Source organism: Pseudomonas kilonensis (assembly GCF_001269885.1).
Classification (GTDB): Bacteria; Pseudomonadota; Gammaproteobacteria; order Pseudomonadales; family Pseudomonadaceae; genus Aquipseudomonas; species Aquipseudomonas kilonensis.
The window spans coordinates 23370-32408 of the sequence record NZ_LHVH01000012.1 but is presented as its reverse complement, the minus strand read 5'-3'; the positions used below and the strand labels follow the sequence as shown (position 1 = coordinate 32408).

Annotated in this window: 6 protein-coding genes and 1 pseudogene; 3 read left to right on the top strand and 4 right to left on the bottom strand. The window is 59.9% G+C overall.

The features are described 5' to 3' along the window. Positions 1-67: 67 nt before the first annotated feature. The 3 genes from AD662_RS04285 to AD662_RS04275 all read right to left on the bottom strand — a co-directional run bounded on the left by AD662_RS04285 (position 68) and on the right by AD662_RS04275 (position 3704). Positions 68-1795, bottom strand: a complete 1728-nt coding sequence (locus tag AD662_RS04285; RefSeq protein WP_053185695.1) for an ABC transporter ATP-binding protein/permease — start codon at positions 1793-1795, stop codon at positions 68-70. Positions 1796-1887: 92 nt separating this feature from the next. Continuing rightward, a complete protein-coding gene (locus AD662_RS04280) occupies positions 1888-2448 on the bottom strand; it encodes a response regulator transcription factor (RefSeq protein ID WP_003177957.1) in 561 nt (186 codons plus the stop codon). Further along, positions 2445-3704 (bottom strand): ATP-binding protein, encoded by a 1260-nt coding sequence (locus tag AD662_RS04275; protein WP_018601873.1) that lies wholly within the window; start codon positions 3702-3704, stop codon positions 2445-2447. The genes AD662_RS04280 and AD662_RS04275 overlap by 4 nt, the downstream gene beginning before the upstream one ends. Before the next feature lie 363 nt (positions 3705-4067). On the opposite strand from AD662_RS04275, the gene AD662_RS04270 reads away from it, so the two are divergent. Then, the gene (locus tag AD662_RS04270; RefSeq protein WP_018601876.1) at positions 4068-4784 is read left to right on the top strand and encodes an SIMPL domain-containing protein; all 717 of its coding nucleotides are present in this window, start codon (positions 4068-4070) and stop codon (positions 4782-4784) included. A gap of 114 nt (positions 4785-4898) precedes the next feature. Here AD662_RS04270 and AD662_RS04265 read toward each other — a convergent pair whose 3' ends face one another. After that, positions 4899-5285 carry a DUF6124 family protein gene (locus AD662_RS04265; protein ID WP_014336606.1) on the bottom strand — a complete coding sequence of 129 codons (387 nt, stop codon included), beginning with the start codon at positions 5283-5285 and terminating at the stop codon, positions 4899-4901. A 1553-nt stretch (positions 5286-6838) separates the two neighbouring features. On the opposite strand from AD662_RS04265, the pseudogene AD662_RS30065 reads away from it, so the two are divergent. After that, a pseudogene (locus tag AD662_RS30065) lies at positions 6839-7032 on the top strand (ABC transporter substrate-binding protein); the annotation flags it as partial. Positions 7033-7373: 341 nt separating this feature from the next. Then, positions 7374-8999 carry an ABC transporter substrate-binding protein gene (locus AD662_RS04260; RefSeq protein WP_018604499.1) on the top strand — a complete coding sequence of 542 codons (1626 nt, stop codon included), beginning with the start codon at positions 7374-7376 and terminating at the stop codon, positions 8997-8999. The last annotated feature ends 40 nt before the right edge of the window (positions 9000-9039 follow it).

The following is a 9039-nucleotide window of genomic DNA, read 5'->3' as shown; positions in this document are numbered from 1 at the left end:
AGATACGTCAATGTCAACTGACACACCGCCTTCGCGAGCAAGCCCGCTCCCACAGGTTTTGTGGTGTTTATGCGGTTACGGTGCGCTCCACCAGTTGGCCATTTTCGATACGCACATGTCGCGGGTGGAAACGTTTCAAACTGCTTCGGTGGCCGACGCTGACGATGCTCAGGCCCGGCAACTGGTCGATCAGCGCCTGGTACAGCGTTGCTTCGTCTTCTTCATCCATCGCCGACGTGGCTTCGTCCATGTACAACCATTGCGGCGCATAAAGCAATGCCCGGGCAAACGCCAGGCGTTGTTGCTCGCCGGGCGAGAGCATGCGTTGCCAGTGGTTACTCTCATCCAGCCGCGAGATCAGGTGCGGCAGGCGGCAGGTTTCCAGCACCTGTGCATAACGTTCGTTGGGGTAGATATCGCCGGCCTGTGGATAACTCAATACCTCACGCAGGCTGCCAATCGGCAGATACGGCTTCTGCGGCAGGAACAGGTAACGCGCGGCCGGAAGCCGGATCGTCCCGTGCCCCGCCGGCCACAAGTGCCCCATCGCGCGCAGCAGGGTCGATTTACCGCTGCCTGAACGGCCACTGAGCATCACCCGCTCGCCCGGCTCCACGGTCATGTCGGCGCTCTCGAGCAGATGGCGACCGTCGGCCAGGTCCAGCCCCAGGTGATGAACCTTCAACCCATCGCCCTGGTTTTGCACATCGATGGCCGGCACACGGTCTTCGTTGTCGCTCATGGCCTGGCGGAAACTCAGCAGACGATCGCAGGTGGCGCGCCACGCGGCGAGGTCGGCGTAGGCGCTGATGAACCAACTGAAGTTCTCCTGCACATTGCCGAAGGCCGAGTTGATCTGCATGAGCTCGCCCAGCTGGATCTTGCCGGCGAAGTAGCGCGGCGCGGCGACGATGAACGGGAAGATGATCGCGATCTGGCCATAGCCGGAGGTGAAGAACGTCAGGCGCTTGGACACCCGCATGATGTCCCAGAAGTTATGCCAGACCAGGCCAAAACGCCCGCTCAAGCGACGGTTTTCGTTCGGTTCGCCGTTGTACAGGGCAATGCTCTCGGCGTTTTCGCGCACCCGGACCATGGAGAAACGCAGGTCCGCTTCGAAGCGTTGCTGGTTGTTGTTCAGACCGATCAGGCGACGGCCGATCAGGTGCGTCAGCCAACTGCCCACCGCCGCATATACCAGCGCACACCAGAACATGTAGCCAGGGATGGTGTAGCCGAACACCTCGATGCTGCCTGACACGCCCCACAAAATGATCGAGAACGACACCAGGCTGACCACGGTACGCAGCAACCCCAGGCCCAGGCTCAGGGTATTGCTGGTAAAACTGTTGAGGTCTTCGGAAATCCGCTGGTCCGGGTTATCGGTATAACCGCCCTGCTCCAGTCGGTAATAGTTCTTGTCATTGAGCCAACGGGCAAAATGCTGCTCGGTCAGCCAGGCCCGCCAGCGAATGGTCAGCATCTGCGTGAGGTACAAGCGATAGACCGCGCCGAGGATCGCCACCGCCGCGATGCCGCAGAAATACAGGATCAATTGCCAGAACGCCGCGCTGTCCTTCTCTTGCAGGGCGTTGTAGAAATCCTTGTACCAACTGTTGATCCACACCGAAATCGCCACGCTGAACAGCGACAGCGCGATCACGGCGATCAACAGCGTCCAGGCCTTGCCCTTCTCCTCACTGCGCCAGTACGGCGTGGTCATTTGCCAGACACGGCGGAAAAACTGCCCGCGCACCGCGTCATTGACCGCGGAATATTCAGCGTTCTGATTCATGGTTAAGGCTCAATAGGGAAAAGAACTCGGGCCGATCATAAAGCAACGGCCCGATGTGTCGCGAGGGTGGACAACACCTGTTCAGCGCAGGTTCAGCGACGCACGGGACGCTTTTGCAATTTGCGCTGCAAAGTCCGCCGGTGCATGCCCAGGGCGCGGGCCGTGGCGGAGATATTGCCTTCGTGCTCGGTCAGCACCCGCTGGATGTGCTCCCATTGCAGGCGATCCACCGACATGGGGTTTTCCGGCACCAGGGTGTCGAGGTCGGCGTGCTCGGACAACAGCGCCGCCAGTACATCATCGGCATCCGCCGGTTTGCACAGGTAATTGCAGGCACCGCGCTTGATGGCCTCGACCGCGGTGGCGATGCTCGAATAACCGGTGAGGATCACCACGCGCATCTCCGGGTCCAGCTCCAGCAGCTTGGGCAGCAGCACCAGGCCCGAATCGCCGTCCATTTTCAGGTCCAGGGCGGCGTAGTCCGGCAGGTCGGCCTGGGCGATGGTCAGGCCTTCTTCGGCAGAACCTGCGGTGCTGACGCGAAAACCGCGACGGGACATGGCGCGGGCCATGACGCGGGTAAACGTGGCGTCGTCATCTACCAGCAACAGGTGCGGCAGCTCTTCGCCGTCGACTTGGATCTCGTCACTCATGTTTCGTCTCCTCGGTCGGCATGGGGCAGGCGCAGCTCGGTGAGCGTGCCGCCTTCCTCATGGGGGTAGAGTTTCACCGAGCCGCCGGCGCGTGTCACGCTGGCTTTGCTCAAAAACAGGCCCAGGCCGAAACCTTTGCCCTTGGTGGTATAGAACGGTTTGCCGATCTGCTCGGCAATCGCCAGCGGCACACCGGCGCCATGGTCGCGAATACTGATGGTCAGATCATAGACATTCCAGTCCAACGCCACTTCCAGCCCTTCGGGGCAAGCATCGGCGGCGTTGTTGAGCAGGTTCAGCAGCGCCTGGGTCAGGTCCGGCGGCGGCGCCATGCGCGGAACCGCCCCCTGGCCCAGGCGCTGGAAGCGATAACTGGCTTCCGGGCGCATCAGGTGCCAGCGGTTCAGCGCTTCGTCGAGCCAATCGGTGACGTCTTGCATGTCGATGGCCAGCCGGCGATTGGCCTCGGCCGCACGCACCAGGTATTGCAGGGTTTCCTTGCACAGCTTGACCTGGTCCTGCAGCACGCTGAGATCATCCTGCAGCGCCGGGTCGTGGTGATCCTGGCGCATCTCCTTGAGCAGCACACTCATGGTCGCCAGCGGCGTGCCCAATTCGTGAGCGGCGCCGGCGGCCTGGGTCGCCACGGCCAGCAATTGCTCGTCCCGCAAGCCCTCTTCACGACGGATGGCCCGCAGCTCTTCCTGGCGGCGCAGCTCCTCGGCCATGCGCGCGGCAAAAAACGTGATGACCCCCGCCGCCAGGGCGAAACTCAGCCACATGCCGTAGATCTGCAGGTTTTCCCGGGCGATGGGGAAGGTTTCCAGCGGATAGAAGCGCGCCAGCAGCAAGGTGTACAGCGCCAGGGCGATACCGGAAAGAATCAGCGAATAGCGCCACGGCAACGTCACCGCGGCGATGGTCAGCGGCACCAGGTAGTAAGAGACGAAGGGATTGGTGGAACCGCCAGAGAAATACAGCAGCGCACTGTGGATAAACAGGTCGCCGGCCAGTTGTACGGCGTATTCCAGCTCGGTCACCGGCCACGAGGTGCGCAGGCGAATCGCCGTCAGCGCACAGAGCACGCTGGAACAGACCAGGGTGATCGCCAATTGCAGCCAGGGCAGCGGCAGCAGGTCGAACCAATAGGCGAGCCCCACCGAGCCGGCCTGGGCCGCCAGGACTAGAATGCGGATGAATGTCAGGCGCCAGAGGTTCTGGCGAGAAGCGGAAGTCATTTGCAAAGGGGCGAGCATGAGCTCTCCTGATGAGCGCTCCAGGCGAATCGCACGGAGTATAACCAAGGCGCGGCTTGCAGCGGCAGATATGCGGCAAAGCGCCACAGCCTCCAGCCTCGCTGCATGCCCTTGTGGCGAGGGGATACTGTGGGAGCAAGGCTTGCCCGCGATGAAGGCGCTGCGGTCTTCCATAGAGGAAGGTGCCCTTTCGCGAGCAAGCTTTGCTCCCACAGCGGGGATAAATCCCCTCGCCACAAAAGCTCCACTGACCTTCGCATCTGTATAGAAGTTGTAACTGTGCGAACCCACCCATAAAAGCTAGAGTCTTAACGTTCACGCAGGCCCGGACCTCACCCCTGCACATCATCCCAAGGAGCTTTCATGCACACGTTCAGTCGCCCCGCCGCCCTGCTCGCCCTCAGCCTCGGCACCGTCGCCAGCCTGCCGGCCCTGGCCGCCGATGAGCTGCACTACAACCAGATTTCCCTGCGCGCCGAAGCCAGCCAGGAAGTGGCCCGCGACCTGATGATCGTCACCCTCTACACCGAAGAACAGAACACCGACCCGGCCAAACTCGCCGCCGCCGTCAGCACCACGCTGAACAAAGCCATCGGCCAGGCCAAGCAAGTCAAGGACGTCAACCTGCGCCAAGGCAGCCGCAACAGCTACCCGATCTACGACAACAAAGGCGGGAAAATCACCGGCTGGCGCGAACGCGCCGAACTGCGCCTGGAAAGCGCCGACTTCGCCGCCCTGTCCAAACTCACCGGTGAACTGCTTGGTGATATGAAAATGGCCGGCATGGACTTCGCCATCGCCACCGCCACCCGCCAGAGCAGCGAAGACGCCCTGCTCAAGGACGCCGTCAACGCCTTCAAGGCCCGCGCCCAACTGGCCACCGACGCCCTGGGCGGCAAGGGTTACAAAATCGTCAACCTGAACTTCAACACCAACGGTTATCCACAACCGTACATGCGCCCGCAGATGATGATGAAAGCGGCGTCCATGGATGCTGAGTCGGTGACGCCGGAAGTTGAAGCGGGCACCAGCCAGGTGACGATGACGGCGGATGGGGTGGTTGAGGTGTTGATGCAGTAATCGATGGACTGACTGTGCCGTCAGCCCAGTGAAGCCCTTGTGGCGAGGGGATTTATCCCCTCGCCACAGGTTTGTGTCCGACCTTGAGTTAATAGGTCGGACCTTCCCCTCTCGCTACACCTCAGCAGGGCTGGCCGGTGCCTCAAGCTGATCCAACGCCTTGTCCACCAGCAACTGGCACAACTCCACCAACTGATGAATCCCCAGCGCCACACTGCGGCGCGTGCCCTCCACTTCAAAGGCCAGGTCCTCGGCCATGGCTTTGATTGAGGCCAGGGTTTCGGAGGTGCTGGTCAACAGCGTGTCGGCGTCGGCTTTGGCTGTGACGGAAAACAGGCTGTCGATGCGTTGATCGGTGCTTGGCTCTGTTTTTTTTGGATTGAGGTAATGATTTAGTGCTCGCTCGGCGGCGGCGCGGTCTTTTAGAAGGTCTTCGATGGCGTCAAAGCCGGAGAGAGGATTGGTTTTGTTGAAGGGTGGGTCGGGGACTGACTTATCCATTTATTTGTACCTATTTAGTGATGAGGACCATCACTTGCCGTTTCTCACTCGGCAAAGTGGTGGCAGCTGTGTGCAGGGGTGAGAAATCCGAGAAATAGGTACTCGGCCAGACCGAGGCCTGCCCGCACACAGCCGCCATAATGCATCTACTACAGGCAGCGGATAAGCTGGCGGCAATTATGCAGGTACAGAGGCTGGATGCCTATTATTCGGGTTTCTCACGCCCGGTCGCTGAATGGCAGCGACAGGAAAAAGGTTAGAGAGCCCACTTCCGAGCGGCAACCCTAAAAAGCTGTGGGATGTTTCGTTTCGTGGCAGGTGATCCTTCCGACACAAATGAATGACTCATCACACCTCCTGGCGCTGCAACCGCCGTGGCGAGGGAGCTTGCTCCCGCTGGGCTGCGAAGCGGCCCTTTTCAGCGTTGTGTGTATATCCGTTTTTTTGATGACGGCGACTAATGGTTCCGCTCTTACAGCGGCTCACTTTTGAGAAGCGCAAAAGTAAGCAAAACGCTTCTGCCCCACCACTCGGCACCTCGCTTAGGCTCGGTGTGCCCTCACTCCGGCATTGCTCCGTGGGCCGCTGCGAAGGGCCATCCATGGCCCAGCGCGGCTACCTCGGCATCCATGCCGAGGTGCCCACGGATCAATGCCTGCGTTCGGCCATCGTGGTTAACGGGGCGCCGAGATCAACGTCCACCGCGAGGCGGCCTTATAGCCGACCTAGCTCTTGGTGAGACCGCGTTTCTCCTGTGGGAGCAAAGCTTGCTCGCGATGGCGGTGGTTCAGTCACATGCATGTTGAGCTTGCTGGCCTCATCGCGAGCAAACTCGCTCCCACAATTTGGGTTGGGGACAGCCGAAGAAACAGGCCGGCTGTAAGGCCGCCTCGCGAGCAAGCTTTGCTCCCACAGGTCCTGCTCACACAAGTCTGGTTGGGGTACAGCTGCATGAGCCAGGTCGGCTATAAGGCCGCCTCGCGAGCAAGCTTTGCTCCCACAGGTTCTGCTCACACAAGTCTGGTTGGGGTACAGCTGCATGAGCCAGGTCGGCTATAAGGCCGCCTCGGCGTGGACGTTGATCTCGGGCGCCCCGTTAACCACGATGGCCGAACGCAGGCATTGTGGAGTGGGCATCCCGGCATGGATGCCGGGATAGCCGCGCTGGGCCATGGATGGCCCTTCGCGGCGGGCCCACGGAGCAATGCCTTCGTTCGGGCATGCCGAGCCTAGGCGAGGCACCGAGTGGTGGGGCAAAAGCGCTTTGGTTACTTTCGCGCTTTTCGAAAGTGACCCGCCGTCAGGGCGGAACCCTAAGTGGCCGTTACCGCAGCAATGGATATGTACCCAGCCAACAAAACCCTGACCGGCTGTCAGGCCGCCATCGCGAGCAAGCTCGCTCCCACAGTTTGATCGAAGTACAACCGGGAGAGACAGGTCGGCTATTAGGCCGCCTCGCGAGCAAGCTTTGCTCCCACAGACTTGACGGGGGTACGGCCGGGAGAGACAGCCTCGTCCCCGAAACAACAAGGCGCCACCCAGGGAAGCCGCAGGTTGCGCCAAGTACCACCCTCAACGTATGGGCAATGACGGTGCAACGCACATCCCACCCTAACGCACGAATGCCAGCACAAATGCTCCAGCAGAATTGGATCAAGACCATCGTCAGCATGAATGAAGCAAGCACATCAAGCGCGCAAAAAATGGCGAACATGCTGCAATGATTTACATCTGCCCCCCCGATAACCGACAACTGACTGGAACGATAAACAGGGATTTCAAACTCAGCCCATGGTCCTAATACCCCTCTACGGCGCGGGTTTTAAGAGGTAACACCCGCCCATTCCCGGTGCACTACAGCCGAAAAACGCCCCCGAAAAGAGCGCTATTTGCCCCGAAAAAACACGCGCAAACGATCAAATGCGTCGAAAGTTACACAGATGCGACATTAAGGTACGTTCGTGCCACTGTTTCGGGCTTGTGGCCGCTCTGGATCTTGCATTGGGTATGGGGCCTGCATAAGTATCCGCAGGACGACTCACGAGGTCGCCCTCAAATCCAAAAATGACAACAAATCATGAGGCCAACATGCTTAAACAAGCGGTCATTCCGTTTTTAGTCGGCGCAAGCTTATTAGCCAGCGCACCTTTCGCCCAAGCCGCGACTAACCTGGTGTTCTGCTCCGAAGGGAGCCCGGCCGGTTTTGACCCTGGTCAGTACACCACCGGAACCGACTTCGACGCTTCTGCAGAGACCATGTTCAACCGCCTGACCCAGTTCGAACGTGGCGGCACCGCCGTGATTCCTGGCCTGGCGAACAAGTGGGATATTTCCGAAGACGGCCTGACCTACACCTTCCATCTGCGTGAAGGCGTCAAGTTCCACACCACCCCGTACTTCAAGCCGACCCGCGAATTCAACGCCGACGACGTGCTGTTCACCTTCAATCGCATGATCAGCAAGGATGACCCGTTCCGTAAGGCCTACCCGACCGAGTTCCCGTACTTCACCGACATGGGGATGGACACCAACATCACCAAGATCGATAAAGTCGACGACCACACTGTCAAGTTCACCCTCAAGGATGTCGACGCCGCGTTCATCCAGAACATGGCGATGAGCTTCGCCTCGATCCAGTCCGCCGAATACGCCGCCCAGTTGCTCAAGGAAGGCAAGGCCTCCGACATCAACCAGAAGCCAGTCGGCACCGGCCCGTTCGTGTTCAAGAGCTACCAGAAAGACTCCAACATCCGCTACACCGGGAACAAGGACTACTGGATACCTGACGACGTGAAGATCGACAACCTGATCTTCGCCATCACCACCGACCCGTCGGTGCGCATGCAGAAACTCAAGAAAAACGAATGCCAGATCACCCTCTTCCCACGCCCGGCCGACCTCAAGGCCCTGAAGGAAGATAAAACGCTGAAGATGCCTGACCAGGCGGGTTTCAACCTGGGCTACATCGCCTATAACGTGATGGACAAGATCAAGGGCAGCAACGAGCCGAACGTGCTGGCTGACCTGAAAGTCCGCCAGGCGCTGGACATGGCGGTCAACAAGCCGCAGATCATCGACTCGGTGTACCAGGGCGCCGGCCAGTTGGCCGTCAACGCCATGCCGCCAACCCAATGGTCCTACGACACCACCATCAAGGACGCCAAGTACGACCCTGAGAAAGCCAAGGCGCTGCTCAAGGAAGCCGGCGTCAAGGAAGGCACCAACATCACCCTGTGGGCGATGCCGGTGCAGCGTCCATACAACCCGAACGCGAAATTGATGGCCGAGATGCTGCAGTCCGACTGGAAGAAAATCGGCCTGAACGTCAACATCGTCAGCTACGAATGGGGCGAGTACATCAAGCGTTCCAAAGGCGGCGAGAACCAGGCGATGATCATCGGCTGGAGCGGTGATAACGGTGACCCGGACAACTGGCTCAACGTGCTGTTCGGCTGCGACTCGCTGGCCGGCAACAACTTCTCCAAATGGTGCGACAAGAAATTCGACGATCTGGTCAAGCAAGCCAAGCGCACCTCCGACCAGTCCAAGCGCACCGAACTGTACAAACAGGCACAACACGTCCTCAAGGACGCCGTGCCAATGACACCTATCGCTCACTCGACGGTGTATCAACCCATGCGCGCCAACGTGCAGGATTTCAAGATCAGCCCATTTGGCTTGAACTCCTTCTACGGCGTCAGCGTCAGCAAATAAGGTGACCTGTGGCGAGGGAGCTTGCTCCCGCTGGGCCGGT

What these genes read in the sequence shown, in the direction of transcription:
- AD662_RS04270 (WP_018601876.1), top strand. Translation starts at nt 4,068, where the DNA reads ATGCACACGTTCAGTCGCCCCGCCGCCCTGCTCGCCCTCAGCCTCGGC.
- AD662_RS04265 (WP_014336606.1), bottom strand. Translation starts at nt 5,285, where the DNA reads ATGGATAAGTCAGTCCCCGACCCACCCTTCAACAAAACCAATCCTCTC.
- AD662_RS04285 (WP_053185695.1), bottom strand. Translation starts at nt 1,795, where the DNA reads ATGAATCAGAACGCTGAATATTCCGCGGTCAATGACGCGGTGCGCGGG.
- AD662_RS04260 (WP_018604499.1), top strand. Translation starts at nt 7,374, where the DNA reads ATGCTTAAACAAGCGGTCATTCCGTTTTTAGTCGGCGCAAGCTTATTA.
- AD662_RS04280 (WP_003177957.1), bottom strand. Translation starts at nt 2,448, where the DNA reads ATGAGTGACGAGATCCAAGTCGACGGCGAAGAGCTGCCGCACCTGTTG.
- AD662_RS04275 (WP_018601873.1), bottom strand. Translation starts at nt 3,704, where the DNA reads ATGCTCGCCCCTTTGCAAATGACTTCCGCTTCTCGCCAGAACCTCTGG.